At 42.0% G+C, this 20,106-nt stretch carries 18 protein-coding genes; 9 read left to right on the top strand and 9 right to left on the bottom strand.

Annotation, left to right across the window (positions count from 1 at the left end; genetic code table 11):
* Positions 1-54 precede the first annotated feature (54 nt).
* The 3 genes from F7734_RS09460 to F7734_RS65160 form a co-directional block, all read right to left on the bottom strand.
* Complete coding sequence (locus tag F7734_RS09460; protein ID WP_155744431.1) at positions 55-432, bottom strand: Mo-dependent nitrogenase C-terminal domain-containing protein; 378 nt, start codon at positions 430-432, stop codon at positions 55-57.
* Positions 416-577 (bottom strand): hypothetical protein, encoded by a 162-nt coding sequence (locus tag F7734_RS09455; protein ID WP_155744430.1) that lies wholly within the window; start codon positions 575-577, stop codon positions 416-418. Before F7734_RS09455 ends, F7734_RS09460 begins: the two co-directional genes overlap by 17 nt.
* A gap of 260 nt (positions 578-837) precedes the next feature.
* A complete protein-coding gene (locus tag F7734_RS65160) occupies positions 838-963 on the bottom strand; it encodes a hypothetical protein (RefSeq protein ID WP_279239686.1) in 126 nt (41 codons plus the stop codon).
* A 113-nt stretch (positions 964-1,076) separates the two neighbouring features.
* Here F7734_RS65160 and F7734_RS09450 point away from each other — a divergent pair, with 113 nt between their 5' ends.
* Positions 1,077-2,267, top strand: coding sequence for an anion transporter (locus F7734_RS09450; RefSeq protein ID WP_207714057.1), 1,191 nt, complete (start codon positions 1,077-1,079; stop codon positions 2,265-2,267).
* 305 nt (positions 2,268-2,572) lie between these two features.
* On the opposite strand, the gene F7734_RS09445 is transcribed toward F7734_RS09450, so the two are convergent.
* From F7734_RS09445 to F7734_RS09435, 3 genes are all read right to left on the bottom strand, one after another.
* Positions 2,573-4,351: a ribonuclease J gene (locus F7734_RS09445; protein ID WP_155744428.1), complete on the bottom strand. Its 1,779-nt coding sequence runs from the start codon at positions 4,349-4,351 to the stop codon at positions 2,573-2,575.
* Positions 4,352-4,732: 381 nt separating this feature from the next.
* On the bottom strand, positions 4,733-5,632 hold the full coding sequence (gene dapA / locus F7734_RS09440; protein WP_166481817.1) for a 4-hydroxy-tetrahydrodipicolinate synthase: 900 nt from the start codon (positions 5,630-5,632) through the stop codon (positions 4,733-4,735).
* Positions 5,633-5,766: 134 nt separating this feature from the next.
* Positions 5,767-6,810 (bottom strand): aspartate-semialdehyde dehydrogenase, encoded by a 1,044-nt coding sequence (locus tag F7734_RS09435; protein WP_155744426.1) that lies wholly within the window; start codon positions 6,808-6,810, stop codon positions 5,767-5,769.
* A gap of 805 nt (positions 6,811-7,615) precedes the next feature.
* On the opposite strand from F7734_RS09435, the gene tig reads away from it, so the two are divergent.
* From tig to F7734_RS09405, 6 genes are all read left to right on the top strand, one after another.
* Positions 7,616-9,085 carry a trigger factor gene (gene tig, locus F7734_RS09430; protein WP_155744425.1) on the top strand — a complete coding sequence of 490 codons (1,470 nt, stop codon included), beginning with the start codon at positions 7,616-7,618 and terminating at the stop codon, positions 9,083-9,085.
* 185 nt (positions 9,086-9,270) lie between these two features.
* A complete protein-coding gene (gene clpP, locus F7734_RS09425) occupies positions 9,271-9,969 on the top strand; it encodes an ATP-dependent Clp endopeptidase proteolytic subunit ClpP (RefSeq protein ID WP_155744424.1) in 699 nt (232 codons plus the stop codon).
* Between the two features lie 9 nt (positions 9,970-9,978).
* Positions 9,979-11,319 carry an ATP-dependent protease ATP-binding subunit ClpX gene (gene clpX / locus F7734_RS09420; RefSeq protein WP_155744423.1) on the top strand — a complete coding sequence of 447 codons (1,341 nt, stop codon included), beginning with the start codon at positions 9,979-9,981 and terminating at the stop codon, positions 11,317-11,319.
* A 203-nt stretch (positions 11,320-11,522) separates the two neighbouring features.
* Entirely contained in the window at positions 11,523-12,458 is a 936-nt protein-coding gene (locus tag F7734_RS09415) for an alpha/beta hydrolase (RefSeq protein ID WP_155744422.1), read from the top strand.
* 12 nt (positions 12,459-12,470) lie between these two features.
* Positions 12,471-12,992, top strand: coding sequence for a type I restriction endonuclease subunit R (locus F7734_RS09410; RefSeq protein ID WP_243146773.1), 522 nt, complete (start codon positions 12,471-12,473; stop codon positions 12,990-12,992).
* Between the two features lie 112 nt (positions 12,993-13,104).
* On the top strand, positions 13,105-13,578 hold the full coding sequence (locus F7734_RS09405; protein ID WP_155744421.1) for a DNA phosphorothioation-associated protein 4: 474 nt from the start codon (positions 13,105-13,107) through the stop codon (positions 13,576-13,578).
* Positions 13,579-13,631: 53 nt separating this feature from the next.
* On the opposite strand, the gene F7734_RS09400 is transcribed toward F7734_RS09405, so the two are convergent.
* The 3 genes from F7734_RS09400 to F7734_RS09390 form a co-directional block, all read right to left on the bottom strand.
* Entirely contained in the window at positions 13,632-13,958 is a 327-nt protein-coding gene (locus tag F7734_RS09400; protein ID WP_155744420.1) for a hypothetical protein, read from the bottom strand.
* 152 nt (positions 13,959-14,110) lie between these two features.
* Entirely contained in the window at positions 14,111-14,302 is a 192-nt protein-coding gene (locus F7734_RS09395) for a hypothetical protein (protein ID WP_155744419.1), read from the bottom strand.
* Between the two features lie 86 nt (positions 14,303-14,388).
* The gene (locus F7734_RS09390; protein WP_155744418.1) at positions 14,389-15,987 is read right to left on the bottom strand and encodes a DGQHR domain-containing protein; all 1,599 of its coding nucleotides are present in this window, start codon (positions 15,985-15,987) and stop codon (positions 14,389-14,391) included.
* A gap of 158 nt (positions 15,988-16,145) precedes the next feature.
* On the opposite strand from F7734_RS09390, the gene dndC reads away from it, so the two are divergent.
* On the top strand, positions 16,146-17,807 hold the full coding sequence (dndC, locus tag F7734_RS09385) for a DNA phosphorothioation system sulfurtransferase DndC (RefSeq protein WP_155744417.1): 1,662 nt from the start codon (positions 16,146-16,148) through the stop codon (positions 17,805-17,807).
* Positions 17,808-18,008: 201 nt separating this feature from the next.
* The gene (gene dndD / locus F7734_RS09380; RefSeq protein WP_155744416.1) at positions 18,009-19,994 is read left to right on the top strand and encodes a DNA sulfur modification protein DndD; all 1,986 of its coding nucleotides are present in this window, start codon (positions 18,009-18,011) and stop codon (positions 19,992-19,994) included.
* Positions 19,995-20,106: the final 112 nt, after the last annotated feature.

Raw genomic sequence — 20,106 nt, 5'->3', positions numbered from 1 at the left:
GGTTAGTGGTTAGTTGTCAGTCTTCTAGAGCCATTAGCCATTAGCCATTAGCCATTAGCAATATTGTGTTACATCTTCGCCGCATTCGTCGGCTAAATAACACAATGCACGAAAACGCAAGCCTACCACTTCATCATACAAAGGGTTGAGCTTGCACAATGGCGGAATGCGAAATAGGGTTTTCCCAAATAGCTTGATGTCTCGCTCAAACGGGCATTGAGATGGGATAGATTTGCACAAGCGATGCGCCAGTTCGCGATTTTTTACTTGAAAATTGTCTAACCAGTGCCGTAACGGTTTAAGAATATCAAAGTGAGGCTTGGGAGATGAACTGTGTAGCCCGACCGCTTTAGCTTCGTTCCCTGGTGCTGGATTTAGCGATACCCAGCTTGCAACAAAAATCCTTTTTGGGGTATTATGGTATACCTTCATTTTTCACTCCTCTGTCTGATTGAGGGTCTTTAACTGCCTGCTGAAAATCTACAACATTGCGATGACTCATCCCGGAAAAATCTTGTCCTGACTGAGATGCAATCTGACGATTTGTACAACCTGATGATTGAGTAGCTACTGGCATGACTTGCCTGTTCTATATTAAGTCAAGTTAACATCAATTTCCTTTTGATCGGAAGTGTGGTACTAGCATCTTGTTTATAACTTGACACAACGATTAAATTTTAGTGAAGTCATCTGCCTTTGGGTAGAGCTAAATCAAAGTTTTACAAAACTTTTTGTTTCATTCCTTTACCAACTTTTTCTTAAGTAGAAATACTGGTAAATAGCGCTTGGAAGTTGATTATTAGCTTCTAGCCAAACTACGTAAATTTTACATTGTTTTTAGCTCGCAAATCCTACAGCCTCATTTAAAGAAAAAATATTCTTCTGTAAAGAAAAGTAAAGTTTTAATAAGAAAGTAAATAGCGATCGCAAACTGCGTACAAGAGGAAGTATGAGATTAGTCATTTGTCATTAGCCATTAGCCATTAGCCATTGAGTATTAGTTACTACCTCTGCTCCCTCACTCCGCCTTGTCCTCCTTGTCTCCCATGTCCCCCTTGTCCCTAACCCCTAACCCTATGCGCCAACTTGCGATTTACGCTGTCTTAGGACTGACTTACTTGGGGTTGGCATTTGGTTGTTTCCCCGGTTTACGTATGAACCGCGCCACAATCGCCTTGGTAGGTTCGGCATTTCTGATTGCTCTGGGTGCTTTAAAGTTGCAGGAAGCTTGGGATGCTATTGATGCCAAAACTATCGTGTTTCTGCTCAGCATGATGGTTGTTAATGCCAATCTATCTTTCGCTGGCTTTTTTCCGCGATCCCTGTCAATATTGCTTAGTTTTACTCGCAGCCCATTAGGCTTAATCACTGTCTTGACTTTTGGGAGTGGTATCCTGTCTGCTTTTTTTCTCAATGACACTCTAGCCCTAGTTTTCACACCACTCACTTTGGGCCTAACTAAGAGCTTAAATTTAAATCCGATCCCCTATTTGCTTGCGGTTGCTGGGGCAACTAATATCGGTTCTGTCGCTACCTTGAGTGGAAATCCTCAAAACATTCTCATTGGTTCTTTCTCAGGTATCGGTTATTTAGATTTTGCACGGGCATTGACTCCCATTGCTTCAATCGGTTTGGTCATTCAAGTCGGGTTGTTGTGGCTACTCTACCCAGATGTGAGATCGACTCAACCCTGCAACCAATTGTCTAATGGGAAAGCACGTATTTATAAACCTTTGTATCAAAAAACTTTAATTATCACTACCGGCTTGTTGATTGCTTTTGCCATAGGGTTGCCTCTTGCGGAGTCTGCCCTTGTTGCTGCGAGTTTGTTGCTCATCACTCGCCGAATTAAACCACAGCGCATTCTCAAACAGGTAGATTGGAATCTGCTAGTTATGTTTTCTGGGTTGTTTATTCTTTCTCAGGTAACGCAAAAGTTGAATTTGCTTGAGCCGTTCACTCATGCCGCTCGTTCTCCTGCTGGTCTTTTAAGCGTCACGGCTGTATTATCTAACCTGATTTCTAATGTTCCAGCTGTACTGCTTCTCCAACCTTTAATTCCTAAAGACAATTCCCAGTCTTGGCTATTACTAGCGGCTGGATCGACGTTGGCAGGAAATCTCACTTTGTTTGGATCGGTCGCTAATTTAATTGTTGTGGAAGCTGCTGCTGAGTTAGGTTACAAGCTCAGTTTTTTGGAGCATTTGCGCTTTGGGTTGCCTTTGACTGTCTTAACTTTACTTCTGACTTTTTTATTGATTGGTTAGCTTAGCTCTCGTTCCCAGGCGGAGCCTGAGAATGCATCACTTGAGGCTCTGCCTCAACCTAAAAATTTATCGCCAATTATAAAAAAGTAGGTAGGGCTAAAGCCCACCTCTCTATGTTGTGCGGCATAGCCCTACCTACTTCGTCTCTCGATTCAGTGTCGCTTGCTGGGAATGCAGACTGGTAGGTTGCTTGCTGCCGCACCATACAGGAGGCGGAGCCTCCAACATAGGCCTTCCCAGGCTCCGCCTGGGAACGAGAGTGGGGGCACAGCTTCCTCTCCTATTGCCAGGGGGTGAGGGTTAAACTATGATGCGACTTGAGCAGCCGTGCGGGTGCGCCGTCTTCTACCATCGGCAACTTTTACAGGAGGCTCATCAGGAATTTGCATCAGTAATGTCACTGTTGGTTGACAATGCAGTTCTCTTTTCAAGGAGCGTGCCAATTCTTTTTCCAGGTGCTCTTGCAATCCAACCCAATCTACCTCTGGTTGGTCGCTTCCAAAAGAGGAAGAGGTGGTAAATCCAGACCAACGCACGCTAAGGATTTCTTCTATTCGCTGTTGTACCCATTTTTGCAGTAGCGATCGCTCAAAACTTGTGACGACGCCTCTCAGGTGAACTTCTGGCTTCGCCAGAAGTTTCCCTGTCCAGTCTATCGCTGTTGCAATTGTAACAATGCCTTCTTCTGCCATGCGTTGCCGTTCTTGCAACACTTTGTCGCTGACCATGCCAATACCAGAAGTGTCTACCAGTTCCAGTCCGGATGGTACTTTACCTGCTACACGGATGGATTCTTCTGTCAATTCCACTACATTGCCATTTTGTATAATGACCATGTTTTCTGCAGGAATACCCATACTTTGGGCTGTTTGGCTGTGTTTTACCAGCATCCGGTGTTCCCCGTGAACTGGTAGGAAAAATTTGGGTTTGGTTAGGGCAATCATCAGCTTTTGGTCTTCCTGACATCCATGCCCCGAGACGTGAACGCCTTTCTCGCGACCATAAACTACATTTGCCCCTTGCATCATTAATTGATCGATTACGGTTACCACTGCAATGGTATTACCGGGAATGGGATTGGCTGAAAATACAACTGTATCTCCCTGCCGTATTCTAATGTGGGGATGTTCTTGCTTGGCGATTCTTGTCATGGCTGACATTGGCTCACCTTGAGAACCTGTTGTCAATATCAGTACGTTTTCATCGGGAAGACTTCGAACTATGTGCAACGGTTGCAGTAAATTGTCCTCGCACTTGATGTATCCTAAATTACGGGCGTGAGCAATTAAATTGAGCATAGAACGCCCAACCACTGTCACCGTGCGTTTGTACTTTTGTGCCAGCTGCAAAATCATGTTGATGCGATGCACGCTGGAGGCAAAGGTTGTCACAAAAAGTCGTCCGGTGGCTTGAGTGAAAACTCTTTCTAAATTTGGATACACGGAAGCTTCTGAGGGGGTGAACCCTGGAACTTCTGAGTTCGTGGAATCACTCATCAAACAAAGGACGCCTTTTTCTCCGTGTTCGGCTAGCCTTTGAATATCAAAACGTTCGCCATCTACTGGGGTGTGGTCAAATTTGAAATCTCCCGTATGAACAACTACACCTAGAGGTGTATGAATGGCTACGGTAAAGCTATCGGCTATGGAGTGAGTATTACGGATGAACTCAACAAAGAAATGCTTGCCAATTCTGACGACATCGCGGGGTAGAACGGTTTTTAACTCGGTGCGATCGCGCACTCCTGCTTCTTCCAACTTACCCTCTAGCATAGCCAATGCCAATTTGGGGCCGTAAATGACAGGAATTTCAAATTGTTTTAGGTGAAAAGCTATACCGCCTATATGGTCTTCATGACCGTGGGTAACAATCATCCCTTTTATTTTGTGACGATTTTCCCTTATGTAAGTCATGTCTGGTAGGACAATATTCACCCCGTGCATGGCTTCTGTAGGGAAAGCTAATCCTGCGTCTAAAAGGATAATTTCATCCTCATACTCGAAGACACAGGTATTTTTACCAATTTCATGCAAGCCACCCAATGGAATAATTTTCAGGGCAGCAGAAGTTTCGTTTTTTACCATTTTCTCCCTTGGTTGTTCTTCGTTAAAAATGTGAGATTTTAGAGTGTTGTTTCTCTGTCAGAATGGAGGATCTAGAAGTTTTCTTGTAATAGAAAGGCATGCAGTCTACGTAGGTGGACGCAAATCAAAACCATTGTGTAATGACATAGAAAAATTGTTATAACCTTTACGAATCAACAATGACAAATGACAAATGACAAACCTCGCTAATTAACTTTACTTGTGACGACTTACTGAATTAGTTGATTTAAATGGGCTTAAAAGGCTTTGAATTCATAATTATATTCACTTCAGTCTTAACACAGATTTCGCATCTGCAATATGGTAAAATTACGCACATTTTCTTATAAATAGCTTCAACAGCAAACAACTTACACGTGTTTAACTAGTTGCTGCTTTCAGGAGATTAAGTTCCTGAAGAACCATTTCTAACTTTCGACTGACTTCTGAATCTGCCTCAGTTAGTGGTAGACGAGTTGAACCCACTTTCCAACCCAGAAGATTCAATGCTTTCTTAATTGGAATTGGATTGGTAGTTGCAAATAAAGCTTTAAACAGAGGAAACAGTTGGAGATGTATTTCCCTAGCTGACTGAACCTGACCCGATTCAAAAGCTTGAATCATTTGCTGTAGTTGGTTTCCTACAACATGAGAAGCTACGCTGACTACTCCCTTTGCCCCCACTGCTAACAAAGGTAGCGTTAAATGATCGTCGCCAGAATAAATCGGGAAATCTTTTGGTGTCAACCGACGAAGTTCACTCGCCTGGTCTAAATTTCCACTTGATTCTTTTATTCCTACAATATTATCAATTTCCGCTAAACGCGCCACTGTCTCTGGTAAAAGATTTTGACCTGTGCGTCCGGGAATATTGTACAGCAACATTGGCAATTCCGGCGTTGCTTGGGCGATCGCCTGAAAATGCTGATACAGTCCTGCTTGCGGCGGTTTATTATAATAAGGAACCACTTGCAGAGTACCATGTACTCCTATTGTAGCTGCCTTTTGGTTAGCAGCAATTGCTTCTTTCGTAGAATTCGAGCCACAGCCTGCTATGACATGAGCTTTTCCTTGCACTGCTTGCAACACCACAGAGAATAACTGGTATTCCTCGTCCCAAGTTAGGGTTGGGGATTCTCCGGTTGTGCCACACAAGACTATTGTATCGGTTCCGTGACTAGCTAGATGCACCGCTAATTCTGCTGCTACATCGTAATTGACACTACCGTCTTCACGAAACGGTGTAATCATAGCGGTTAGAACTCTACCAAAATCTACCACCCTCAGTTTTCTCCTACTTTTTTTGTTAATTGTTGGTTGTTAGTTGTTGGTTGTTAGTCGTTAGTTGTTAGTTGTTAGTTGTTAATACGCTACTAACTACTACCCACTATCCACTAACTACTATCCACTATTCACTATCCACTAACTACTAACTCTTGTGGCTGCAACCAACTTTTTTCAACCAACAATTCAGCAATTTGTACTGCGTTCAATGCTGCGCCCTTACGGATTTGGTCTCCGCAGAGCCATAGGTCTAAACCGCACGGGTGTGAGATATCCTGGCGAATTCTTCCTACTAAAACTTCATCTTGACCTGTTGCTTCAATTGGCATTGGAAAATAGTTTGCCTGCCAATTTTCCACCAATTTTACTCCAGGTGCTTGCTGCAGAATTTCCCTTGCTTTATCTGGGCTAAATTGTTCTCCGAATTCTAGGTTAATCGCTTCTGAATGAGCGCGGAGTACGGGAACCCGCACGCAAGTTGCCGTAATTCTTATACTTTGCTCGCCAAAGATTTTACGGGTCTCATTCACCATTTTCATTTCTTCCTCACAGTACCCAGATTCATTTAATGGGGAGTTGTGGGGAAATAAATTAAAGGCTAAGGGATAGGGGAACACTTCAGCAACAGGTTGCTTGCCTGCTAGGATTTCCTTTGTTTGGGTTTTTACTTCCTCCATTGCTCTAGCACCTGCACCACTTGCCGATTGATAAGTTGCAGCTACTATACGGCGCACGGGTATCACTTTATGCAATGGCCAAACAACCACTGCCATCAAAATTGTGGTGCAATTAGGATTAGCTATTATACCTTTATGGGTTGCCGCACTCTCTGGATTGACCTCTGGAACAACTAGGGGTACTTCCGGATTCATGCGAAAGGCACTGGAATTATCTATGACTACAGCACCAGATGCCACAGCTTTTGGTGCCAAAGCTTTTGACGTAGAACCTCCTGCACTTGCTAGTACTAAATCTATGTTCTCAAAGACTTTTTCACTGACTGGCTCTACTAATAAACTTTCCCCTTTAAATGACATCCTCTTGCCTGCACTCCGCTCCGATGCCAAAAGCTTGAGATCGGAAACAGGGAAATTCCGCTTGGACAGTAACTCCAGTATTTCTTGGCCAACGGCACCAGTCGCTCCCAAAATAGCAATGCGATAGGATTTGGACAAACTGACTTCCTCCTCTAAATGTCTAAATAGTTTTATGTGCAAGTTCTTGTAAAAGTTCAGAATCTAGAGCGCATTGGCATATACCAATTGCTTTGTCAAGCTTTGAATAGTTATTTTGTTTATTTTTAGCAGTCGATCGTATTTCTTAATTTAATACATTTATTTTCTTAGTTATGCTTGTGATTGCTGCATTTTACAACAATTAATAATCATTAAATTTTCAACCAAATCAAACACCATTATACTGCCTGTTCCTCATTGTTGCCAAAATGCATATATCTGCACTTTAGTATGATGACAGGTATTCTCCCTATCAAGGTGCGTTATCAGAATGATTGATGTACTATGATTCAGATGGACTTCAAGCAGCAAGTCAATCAACTGGTCTATCCCCCAAGGCGTCGAAGCTCACAAGAACTGCGCTTAGCCCCATTAGACAGTTGTAGCCTACGTTATAACGCAGGTCGTGCAAACTGCTGATTGAGAACCAGCATATCACGTGTCACCTCTTTGGAAAAACTATTTGGAGGATTATATAGATAAACTAATTTGAGATTGAGTGTCAGCAACGAAGGAACTTCTAAAGAAAAAATGTTTCACATTTCTTGTGGTGCAGGCAAGACCTGCTACCGATCCAGGGCGGGCGAGGACGCCTACCCCACATTCCGGGAAAATTGATTTGAAATCTCTGAGCACAAGATCGGCAGGAATGCCCATTCCACAAAAATGAGATAATCTATTTTTTGCGGTTCCCTAAGACTTACTTAGTAAAAAAACCAAAATATCGACATACGTAGAGACGAAGATGAAAGTAACCCAGGAAAAACTTCCCGCCAGTCAAGTTGGTCTGGAAATAGAAATTGCACCGGAAAAGACCAAGGAAACTTACGAAAAGGTCATTAAAAACTTAGTGAGTACTGCAAATATTCCTGGGTTTCGTAAAGGCAAAGTGCCTCGGCAAATATTAATACAGCGCATGGGCGCAACTCGCATTAAGGCAGCAGCGCTGGAAGAACTGATTCAAGATGGGATCGAAAAAGCAGTTAAACAATCATCCGTCAAAGCGATCGGTCAGCCAAAGTTGCGCTCTTCTTTTGAGGAGTTAATAGGTCACTACGAACCTGGTAAATCTTTGACATTCTCTGCGGCTGTAGATGTTCAGCCAGAGGCAGAACTCGGTGATTACACGGGACTACAACTGAAAGCAGAAGAAGTCAAGTACGACCCACAACGGGTTGAGCAAGTCTTGGATAGCGAACGGCAACAAAGGGCAACGCTAATTCCAGTAGAAGGAAGAGCAGCCCAACTCGGTGATGTTGCTGTTGTGGACTTCAAGGGCGTTATCGCTAAAGGCGAAGGAGAAGACGCATCTACAGAACCGGAACCAATACCGGGTGCCGACGTAACTGATTATCAGGTGGAGTTGCAGGAAGATAAATTTATTCCTGGTTTCGTGACGGGTATGGTAGGCATGAATCCTGGAGAAACCAAAGAAATTACGGCTCAGTTTCCAGATCCATACACAAATCAGGAGTTGGCAGGAAAGCCCGCTATTTTCACGGTTACGCTCAAGGAACTGAAGGAAAAAGAACTGCCAGAATTGAACGATGATTTTGCTCAAGAAGTCAGTGATTTTGAAACTTTTGAAGAATTACGCAGTTCTTTAGAAGAACGTTTCCAAAAGGAAGCAGAGCAGAAAACCAAATCCAACAAGCAGGAAGCCCTGTTGGCTGAACTGGTGAAGCACGTAAAAGTGGATTTGCCAGAAACCATGATTCAACAGGAAGTGGATACAATGTTGACACAAACAGCAGTCCGTCTTTCTCAACAAGGCATTGATATCAAGAAGTTGTTTACCCAAGACGTGATTCCTCAGTTACGGGAACGTTCTCGTGATGAAGCTGTAGAACGTATCAAGCGATCGCTATCTTTACAGGAAATCGGCAAGCGCGAATCTATCGAAGTGTCTCCAGAAGAGGTAAACGCTAGAGTCGAAGAGTTAATAGAGCAGTATGGCGATCGCGAGGTCGATCCTGAGAGAGCTCGGGAAGTCGTGGAAAATGAACTCTTGTCTGAAAAAATTATGGATTGGCTCTTAGAACGGGCAACTGTTGAACTAGTGCCAGAAGGGTCTTTGAGTGCGGCAACAGCAACAGAATCTGATTCTGAAGTGGAACTTGCCGAAACCATTCCAGTCACTCAAGCAGAATTCACACCAACAGCATCAGAACAAACGGTGGATGTGCAAGCGGAATCAGTGACCAGTGACCAGTGACCAGTGACCAGTGACCATTTATCAAGATTTTGGTAAATGGTTACTGAGATTTGATACTGTTTCACACGGAGCAATTTATATGAGGCATAATGGTTAACACATAGTTATATCGCGAAATCAATTCTTGATTCGTAGCAGCCCTGGCTGCAAAAATCACTATTACACTTGTCATCAAAAGTTCTTATATGCTTGTATCTCAGTCGGGAAACTACCAATTTCATAGTTCGAGTGACTTCAAGCTTTACTCCTCCCTAAGTAGTCCTAGCAACATTGTCCCAATGGTGGTAGAACAATCCGGAGTAGGAGAGCGAGCTTTTGATATATACTCTCGTCTGCTGCGCGATCGAATCATTTTTCTAGGAACGCCCATTGATGATGTCGTTTCTAACTCGATTGTTGCCCAGTTGTTGTTTTTAGACGCTGAAGATTCTGAAAAAGACATTCAACTGTACATCAATTCTCCTGGTGGTTCCGTTACGGCAGGCATGGCAATTTATGATACAATCCAGCAAATTCGTCCTGATGTGGTAACAATCTGTTTTGGATTGGCTGCTAGCATGGGGGCATTTTTGTTAACCGCAGGAACTCGTGGCAAGCGGATGTCTCTTCCTGACTCCCGAATTATGATTCACCAACCATTGGGCGGTGCTCAGGGGCAAGCAGTGGACATCGAAATACAAGCCAGAGAAATTCTTTATCATAAATCTAAGTTGAATCAGTTACTGGCTCAGCATACTGGTCAACCATTGGAAAGAGTAGAAGCCGATACTGAACGCGACTTTTTTATGTCGGCAGAAGAGGCAAAAAACTATGGCTTGATCGATCAAGTCATTCTACGACAAAATCTTCCCGTTGCAGGGGAAAACGTCACCGTTCTGAAATAAGAGGCTGGTATGTCTAAGTACGACTCCCATTTAAAGTGTTCATTTTGTGGTAAGTCTCAGGAGCAGGTTCGCAAGCTAATCGCAGGACCGGGAGTCTACATTTGCGATGAATGCGTTGACCTGTGTAATGAAATCCTGGATGAAGAGTTACTAGACACGAATGGGGCAGCGTCGTCTCAACCAGCACCCAGGTCAGAACCACCTCAAAAACGTGCTCGTCGCTCTTCTAATGTGTCGTTCAATCAAATACCGAAGCCGCGAGAGATTAAGAAGTACCTCGACGAACACGTGATTGGTCAAGAGGAAGCCAAAAAAGTGCTCTCAGTCGCCGTATACAATCACTATAAGCGGCTGTCCATAGTTCAGGCGAAAGGCAGTGGCAAAGTATTGGATGATTCTGTAGAACTACAAAAGTCTAATATTCTGCTCATTGGTCCTACTGGGTGTGGAAAGACTCTATTGGCACAAACTCTAGCCAAGATTCTTGATGTCCCCTTTGCTGTGGCTGATGCTACGACCTTAACAGAAGCAGGGTATGTGGGAGAAGATGTGGAAAATATCTTGCTGCGACTGTTACAAGTGGCAGATTTAGATGTTGAGGAAGCACAACGAGGAATTATTTATATTGATGAAATCGATAAGATTGCTCGTAAAAGCGAAAACCCATCAATCACTCGCGATGTTTCTGGCGAAGGTGTACAGCAAGCCTTGCTGAAAATGTTAGAGGGGACGATTGCTAATGTTCCACCCCAAGGAGGGCGCAAGCACCCCTATCAAGACTGCATCCAAATCGATACCAGCAATATCTTATTCATCTGTGGCGGTGCTTTCGTCGGTTTGGAGAAAGTTGTAGATCAGAGAATTGGTAAAAAGTCAATAGGTTTTGTACAACCGGGCGAAGGTCAGACGAAAGACAGGCGCACGGCTGACACTCTGCGTCACCTAGAACCAGACGACCTAGTGAAATTTGGCATGATTCCAGAATTCATCGGGCGGATTCCAATGGTAGCAGTGGTAGAACCGCTAGATGAGGAAGCACTCATGGCGATTCTGACACAACCCCGCAGCGCTTTGGTGAAGCAATACCAAAAACTGCTGAAGATGGACAACGTTCAGCTAGATTTCAAACAAGACGCTCTGCGAGCAATTGCACAGGAAGCATACCGTCGGAAAACGGGAGCAAGGGCACTGCGAGGTATTGTTGAAGAACTGATGTTGGATGTGATGTACGAGTTACCCTCCCGTAAAGACGTGACTCGTTGCACGGTAACCAGAGAAATGGTCGAGAAGCGATCGACAGCTGAATTGTTGGTACATCCATCTTCACTACCAAAACCAGAGTCGGCTTAAAGAATTATGAATTATGAATTATGAATTATGAATGGTAGATTGTGAGTGATGAATTATGAATGATAAATTAGGAATAGTGAGTACTAAATAGTAAAGTTTAGTTTCAAGATTCATAAATTTTTATCATTTCAAAATTCATTAACCTATAATTCAAAACTTGAAATCCCTTTCATAATTCATAATTCATCATTCATCATTCAAAAATGTCATACGTTCATGTTCGTGGCGTTGAGCATTATTACGAGTGGATAAAAAAGCCATCAGAGGTGCGAGAGAAACCCGTGATGGTTTTTGTCCACGGTTGGGCTGGTTCTGGTCGTTACTGGGAGAGTACGGCACGGATTTTGTCAGAACAATTTGATTGCTTGCTCTATGATATGCGTGGCTTTGGACGTTCTTATGGGAAGCCAACTATAGCTCAAGCAAGTGAATTTGTTGCGGAATCTTTTGAATCGCGATCGCCCGAAGCTGAATCTCAAGCTATTCAGGAGTTAACTTATGAGCTTGAGGAATATGCTGAAGATTTGGCAGCTTTGTTAGATGCCTTGCAACTTCAACGAGTGTATATCACTGCTCATTCTACGGGAACGTCAATTGTGACTTTGTTTCTGAATCTTTACCCGCAAAGAGTGGAAAGAGCAATTTTGACTTGCGCTGGAGTTTTTGAGTACGACGAAAAAGCCTTTGCAGCCTTTCATAAATTTGGTGGCTATGTTGTGAAATTCCGCCCTAAGTGGTTGGCGAATATACCGTTTATTGACCGAATGTTTATGGCGCGGTTTTTGCGTCGTCCTATCTCGCCTGCAGAACGCAAAGCTTTTTTGGAAGATTTTCTCCTAGCTGATTATGATGCTGCTTTAGGGACTATATTTACAGCAGTCAGTAAAGCAGCAGCCGAGTCAATGCCACAGGCGTTTGCGGGCATAACAGTGCCTACACTCTTAATTGCTGGGGAGTATGACAAAATTATTCCTGCTGAGATGGGGCGTCAAGCAGCAGCATTGAATGAGAATATTGAATTTACAGTTATTCGAGATACGGCGCATTTTCCCATGTTGGAAGATGCGCCTAATTACTTGTCACGAGTGCGTGAGTTTTTGCAGTTGGAAAGCCATACGATTTTGGATTTTGGATTTTAGATTTATGAGGGATTGCCTGAAATCACGGAAGCAGAAAAAGCTTCTTTGGATGAACTGCGGCGTAGATATTTGTATCATCGTACTGCGGGGGATTTGTTAGAGGGGACGGTGTTACTGTTGGTGGTGTCACCCTTGTTGGCAGTGGCGGGGTTTTACGATCCTCCTTTTATGATTAAGGCTGAACCATCTGTAGATTTGGTACTCAATGATGGCGAAGAGGTGCTGCGCGGACGGATTGATGTTTTGGTGCTGCAAAATCAGTTTTGGGTTATGGTGGTAGAGTCTAAAAAAACTGCGCTGTCGGTTGTGTCAGCTTTACCACAAGCGCTGGCTTATCTTATGGCTAACCCGTACCCTAGTAAGCCCGTGTGTGGCATGGTGACGAATGGGGACGATATTTTATTTGTTAAGTTGAGTCAAGAGGGTACTCCTCAGTACGATTTATCGCGGGTTTTTACTTTGTTTACCTCCGCTAGAGAGCTTTATAGTGTTTTGCAAATTCTGAAGAAGATTGGTCAAGTGAAGTTAAGTTAATCCAGAAACTCACCTCGTTCCCAGGCTCCGCCTGGGAACGAGAGGATGAGAGGATGATTCGACATTGTGCTTAGATGTAGGTTAAGATTATCACAATTTATATATAAGTAATATGGCGGAAACTGGGAAAGTTAGAGTTGCTAAGGATAAGGCTGAGTTAGTAAAAGCTTTAACTTCGTCTGATAGTACAACGGGTCCTTTCCAAACTTACGCTGATGCGATCGCTTTTGCTGCGGCTTTGGGTGCGAAGCATAAACGGCGTGTGGCGTTGGGGGAGATATCTAAACGGGAACCTGCTCCTATAGGACAAGAAATTTTTGTATCTAGAGGATATGATTTAGTCATTAAGTTATTGGGAGTAACTGCAACTCAAGATATTAATATTCTCTCTTCTCAAGAGGCAAAGTTTGAAAATGAACGTCTTCGTATTTTTGAGGAATATGCTAACGGGGGTTTGGAGATTTTACAAGCTGAAGTTCGGGGTACGGTAGATTATTTGGAGCGCATTTTGCTGCTTCTGAGTTCTGAACGATTTGAGCAAGAAGGGGAAGACAAGGAATTTAATTTAACTAAATTCCTCGTATAAATCGACTACTTTACTTTATTTAACAAAGGTAAAGTAAAATGTTTTTTATGAAATTATTCTTCATCATGTTCGTTCTCATCTTCAGATATTTGTTTTTCTGAAGATTGATTGTATGCTTCAGGCAAGCCTGCTGCTAGTACGGAAGAAAACCTATCCCGAACCATATTTTCTTTTTGCTGAGAATTCATTTTTTCATGGTCTTTCCCATAAAAAGCGTTTGTATCAAAACCTCTATATAATGTTCTATAAGCATCATTACAACCTGGCCATTGAGCTTTATTTGTATCTGCGCTAAAGAAACGAAGCAGTTTTCTCTTTGACAGGGTTTCTAGCCTGTTATATCCATCAATTTCGACTTTACGAGAACCGAAGTACCACAAGCACAGTAAGGAAAATATTCTATCTTCTACAGCTTTTGCAACCTTAATTTTACAGTAAATTTCAACCTGGTGAGGTACAAAAATTACCCCCCTCTGTCCCCCCTTACAAAGGGGGGATGAAAGGGGGGTGTACCTCATGAGACTGAGAAAGGCTATATCATGAAAAGTTCAGGATTCTCTGCAACAGATTGTTCTAGCTGGAAGCGACGATACCAAGCATAGACGCCAGTCAAACTGGGAATGCGATTTAAAATAGCATTGGTTCCGCGTATCTGTGCTAAATCGTACAACCAAATATTCTCACCTAGCTGTTGTACAGCATCATCACTGACAGGCCATACCACAAATCAAACTCCTTTTATACACTTCGTCCTACCGTAGCACAAAAGTATATAAACGGCTATACATAGTGATGTAATTCTAAGCAGTATTACAGAACAGGCGGAAGTCCTACTTGCTTGGGTTCAACGAAGTTGCCATCAAAACCTATTGTTTTATTTTCAATGGTTCTAACTTTAGCTAAATCTTTACGCAGTTCGGCACGGTCAAGATTATCCTGAGTACCGCCTAGAATATATATCAATATTCTGGTCGCTAGATCCTTGCCTGCAACCTGTACCCGCTTTTTATTTGGATCGTATAAAACTCCATACCAAATAGATTGAGGGTGCTCCATACCACTAAAGCCCCCCTCTCGGTCAAACTGACGAAGCTTTTTAAATATATCTTCCAAGGAAAACTCTTTTTTAAAGACTAAAATACCAAGAGCTTGAACTATGGCAACTTGACCAACAGGACGGAAAAGCAAATTTCCTTCACCTCCATCCTTTTCAAAGCTGAAACGTCTCAATAAAGGTGTATCTTCATCATCCAGAATTCTGTAACTTGGCAAGACTGCCAAATAATCGAAAAGTTTATAAAAAGTTCTAATTCCTTCTTCGAGTTCTTCATCAGTTGGTCGTAGAGGAATTAAACCTTTGTCTATAGGTTTCCAGTGAGGGTACTTTTGTCCTAAGTACCGTTCAGACATTTCTTTAAGAGCTTGAAGTGTTGTCAACACTGTCGATTTCGCTGCAACTGTTGCACTATCCCAATTAACCCGTGGTTTGCGATCGAGACGCTGTTCAAAAAGTGGATGAGTGGTGGCGATTTTTCTGGCAACGATCGCAAAACCATCATCCTCATTGAGCTGCACTAACTGACCTTTAGTCAAAGGCGCAGCCATTAAGTTAACATGAACGAAGATAGATCTCACCCGTCGCCTTGCTCGATCGCGAGTTTCTCCGGCAGCCACTGCACAAATAAACTCAATCCCAATTTTCTCCTTAGGCAAGCTTTCTAGATAAGCAGGCTGAACCTGATAATGCTCAAGCAAATCAGCCACAGTCATCAAGGTATCGTCAGGGGATTTATCTTTCTTGTACTTTTGGAGTTTACCAGTTTTAAGCAACTCCATTACTCCTTGCGCTCCCATCAGTCGGTGTTGACCATCTAGTGCATAAATAGTTACATCCTCTTCAGAAACGTTGAGCAAACCAACTTTACCATCGGTATCTAATGGCATGAACTCAGTGGTGGGTTTTCTAGCGCGTCCGTTGTCGCCCCATTCCAAGGAAGCACAATCATCTACCCAAGGGCGAGCGATCGCTACAAGAACAGGAGGAAATTTATGATTTTTCCGAGTAGCTAAATATTGCGTTAAGGGGAGTTGACGGGACCAATCAAGGGGACGCTGTTGAATTTCGTCAATACTCTCAGCGTCAATTTCCACGTTATCTGTTTGGTGGTTGTACTTTTGCTGTAAAAGGGGTAGAGCAGAGGCAAAGCAAACCCTCTGGGCAAACCATTCTAAGGAGACAGAACCTATATATGACTCAATACCGCCCATCTCCGTTTTTTGGACGAGAATCCAATCCTTAGTACTCAGAAATTTATCCAGCAGCAAAGAAATTGCTTTCTTATCCTGGCTTTCTCTTTCTAGAGAATCGTCAGCGCTTCCAGTAGCCCCATCGGATGCACTTTTCTTCATAACTATTTTTAAAAACTATTCGCTCTACTATACAATTTAAAAATTCAGTTTAAATACACAAGTTTTTAAAAACCATTCGCTTTACAATACAAGGACTGCTTTCTGAGCCTCCCTAGAGAAAGCAACTAACTGTCTGTCTTTTCAGAGGAAAGAGAGAAATGGCTACAGCACCACAGTCTGAAAATAAAAATAAGCCAGCCCGTACTGTGGCAGAGTTAGTGGATGACATCCAAGCTCTTACCACTGAAATCCAAGAACTATACTGCTTAGATGGAATACCCTGGATTATAGGAGTCTCTTGGGGCAAAGATTCTAGCGCCGTATTGCAACTCATCTGGAATGCGATCGCCACTCTTCCTCAAGAAAAACGAACTAAAACAATCCATGTGATTACAACTGATACTCTGGTAGAAAACCCTGTAGTTTCCGCTTGGGTTCGCAAATCAATCCAAAATCTCAAGTTGGCGGCTAAAGAACAGGAGATACCAATTGAACCGCATCTGCTTGAACCAGTAGTTCAAGATAGATTTTGGGTTAACTTGATTGGTAAAGGTTACCCAGCACCACGCATTCAGTTTCGTTGGTGTACTCAACGCTTGAAAATTAATCCCGCTAACCAGTTTATTCGTGAGATGGTTAGAGCAAGTGGTGAAACAATTCTTGTCCTAGGTACTCGTAAGGCAGAAAGCTTCAAACGTGCTGCAACAATGCAAAAGCATCAAATGGGCAGGGTTCGCGATCGCCTCAGTCCAAATGCGAGTCTACCTAATTCTCTGATTTACACTCCCATTGAAGACTGGAGTAATAATGATGTCTGGATCTACTTAAATCAGTGGGACAATCCTTGGGGACAAAGCAATAAAGACTTATTCAATATGTACCGAGGTGCAACAGCAGACAATGAATGCCCCTTAGTTGTTGATACATCGACTCCAAGTTGTGGCGATTCTAGATTTGGCTGCTGGGTTTGTACTATGGTTAATCAGGATAAGTCGATGGAGGCAATGATCCAAAATGATGAAGAAAAAGAATGGATGCAGCCTCTGTTAGATATACGAAATGAATTAGACTTAAAAGACGATCGAGACAGAAGAGATTTCCGACGTATATGGGGAAATGTTCAACTATTTGAGCGCAATGTAAATGGCAAAATAGCAGTAGAGCCAATACCCGGTCCCTATACTAAATATTGGCGGGAATATTGGTTGAGAAAGGTTTTAGAAGCACAAACACAAGTTCGCCGCACATCTCCAGAAAATATGCGTGATATCACCTTAATTTCTGCAGCAGAATTGAGTGAGATTCGACGTATTTGGTTGGAAGAAAAACACGAGTTTGATGATAGTTTACCGCGCATTTATAAGGAAGCTACAGGTGAACCTTTCTCAGATCCGCGTCCTGATAATGACTATAAGTTGCTTGGTATCGATGAATGGGCAGTACTAAAGGAAGTTTGTGACGGTGATGATATGCACTTAGAACTAATGGCAAAACTACTGGATACAGAACGCCAGTTTCTGATGAAAACGCGTCGTGTAGGAATATACGAAGCCTTAGAAGACTGTTTTAAGACGAGTTCTCATACTCGCGAGCAAGCAATTGATAACGCTTACACAAAACTTGAGTTGAAAACAGCGATTGACAAAGGTGACGTTGAAAAGATCAAGCAGTTGACTTTGGGTGATGTTGAGACAGATGGAAAAATAGATCTGATAAATGAGCTACCCGCCACATCCGCTACAGAATCTGCCTCTACAGAGAGTACCAAAGAACAAATTTGGGCAAACAAAAAATTCCGAAACAAGAAATCTATGCCCTAAAGCTGCTCCTCATCTTTTATGGAATCATCCAGGTATAACCTGATGAACTACCATTACCCTTGCTACCTTTAGCTCATTCCCACACAGAACGTGGGAATGCCTATTTGTGGGCTTCTACCTCAAATCTTTTAAAAACTAATTACAAGAGGCAGATCCTCCCTAAACGCATTCCCAGACTCATGGGGAAAACGAGAAAAAATCATGAAATTTATTGAACTTGTACTGCAAAATTTTGGTCCTTACTCTGGGCGTCAAGTCATCAATCTCGATCCAAAAATTGATGAAGAAAATTCTCGCTCAATTATCCTTATAGGTGGAATGAATGGTGAAGGTAAAACTACTCTCATGGATGCTATTCGCCTTGCACTTTATGGGCATCGTGCTCAATGTTCTACTCGCGGAAATTTGAGTTACGGTGACTTTCTTACCCAATGTGTAAACAGCCACACTCCACCAAATCAAGATACTCGGATTGAATTAGTTTTTGAACATATCGAAAATGGTGAGCCAGTACAATATCGAATAGTACGATATTGGACAAAAAATCCTAAAGATGCTAAAGACAACTTAGGTATTTTGAACACAAAGGATGAAACTTGGCCTCTTTCTTCATTAGTTAATATCTGGGACGAGTACATTGAAAATCTACTCCCATTAGGAATTTCTAATTTATTTCTTTTTGATGGTGAACAGGTAAAAGATCTAGCAGAGCAAGACACACCTCCATCTTTTATAGGTGAGGCAATTCGCTCTCTTTTAGGTCTAGAGTTGGTAGAACGTTTAGCATTTGATATAGAAATATTGGTCAATCGTAAACGTAAAGAAATGGCAAATGCTAAAGATTTGATAGATTTAGAGGAAATAGAAAAAAAGCTAAAAAAGCAAGAGGAAGAAAAGGAATCAACAAAAAATCAGTTAACAAAAGTAGAAAAACAATTACAAGCAGCAGAAAACGAACAGAAAGAAGCATTTAATAAATTCCTTACTGAAGGTGGTAAAATTGCTAGCGAACGGAACCAGCTAGAAATACAACAAAAGGAAAAAATCTCTGAGACAAACAAAGTACGTCAGGAGCTATGTCAATCAGCTGGTGGTGCTCTACCACTAGCATTAATAGAATCTTTACTCACTCAGGTACAGATGCAAGGAGAAAAAGAATTTCGCATACAACAGGTTCAAATAGCAAAAAATATTATTCTTGAGCGAGATAAACGCTTAATTGAGTGTATTAGTCAGTTAGGAATTTCAGAAGATTATAAGGATAAAATTCAAATAATCTTCGAGCAAGAAAGTCAGAGCTTACAACAAGAAGAAAGCGCTAATGTTTGGTTATTTGCTGATGTTGAAAGCTTAAATCAGCTCTATCAATTACAAGGCTCTTTAAAAAGGTTAAAAAGTCATACTAATCAACAAGTGAAAAATCTGAAGAGTCAAGAAAAAGAAATTGAAATTTTTGAAAGAAAATTACAGACAGCAGCATTACCAGAAGATTATCAAAAGTTAGTAGATATATTGGAAGCAGCACAAAGTAAATTAGCTGAAAGAAAAATATTTCACGAAAGAATTAAACATCGTTTAGAGAAATTAGAGAGTGAAGTCAAAGAAACAAAAAAGGCTTTACAAGAATATACTAAACAAAATCTAGATACAAAAAATTATGAACATATAATTGCTGTATCTACCAAAGTCCAACAGACACTCAGTCTCTTCCGCGAACGCTTAACTCTGAAAAAACTTAATACGTTGGAAGAGAAAGTGACTGAGTGTTTTCGCTACCTACTGCACAAGTCTGATTTGGTACATCGTATAGTCATTGATACTGATACTTTTGGTCTCTCTTTGTACGATTTACAAGGTAAGATGGTTCCAAAACATCGTTTATCTGCAGGAGAGAAGCAACTTTTAGCGATCGCATTCCTTTGGGGATTGGCTCGTGTTTCCGGGCATCAATTGCCTGTAGCAATTGATACTCCTTTAGGAAGGCTAGATTCTTCTCACCGCACTAACTTAGTTGAGCGTTACTTTCCCTCAGCTTCTCATCAGGTAATTCTACTTTCTACCGATACAGAAATTGCAGAAAAAGAATTTAAAGCCTTGCAAGAAAATGATGCGATCGCTCGTAAATATCTCTTGCAATACAATCCATTAACCCGTCAAACAACGGTTAAAGAAGGGTATTTTTGGTAATTTATAACATTTTGCTTTTTGCATTCAGAATACCTTATCTACATTTTTCTTCATTCCATAGCAATCCTAGATTATTTGTGAAAAGTGAGACCGCTGCGAGGCTCCGCCTAGG

The organism is Scytonema sp. UIC 10036, from assembly GCF_009725235.1.
Note: the sequence above shows the minus strand (reverse complement) of the source record. Positions and strands in the feature narration are given on the sequence as shown.